Annotated in this window: 1 protein-coding gene; it reads left to right on the top strand. The window is 65.1% G+C overall.

Annotated elements, in window-relative coordinates; genetic code table 11:
• Positions 1-255: phage tail protein I (locus AACY19_RS27705; protein WP_339454677.1), on the top strand; the 255-nt coding region annotated here is incomplete at both ends.

The raw sequence follows: 255 nt of genomic DNA, 5'->3' as shown, positions 1-255 counted from the left end.
CGGTGCATCTGCTGCCGCATCTGGCGTGGGCGTGGTCAGTGGATCGCTGGGATTACCGGTGGACCGAGGCCACCAAGCGCGCGGCAATCAAGGCGTCGTTTTACATCCACAAGCACAAGGGCACCATCGGCGCGCTGCGTCGTGTGGTCGAGCCGCTGGGCTATCTGATCGAGATCGTCGAGTGGTTCCAGACGGTGCCCGAGGGCGTGCCGGGCACCTTCGCGCTGAAGGTCGGCGTGCTGGACACCGGTATCA

It is taken from the genome of Pseudomonas sp. EA_5y_Pfl2_R50 (genome assembly GCF_963970475.1).
GTDB lineage: Bacteria > Pseudomonadota > Gammaproteobacteria > Pseudomonadales > Pseudomonadaceae > Aquipseudomonas.
Note: the sequence above shows the minus strand (reverse complement) of the source record. Positions and strands in the feature narration are given on the sequence as shown.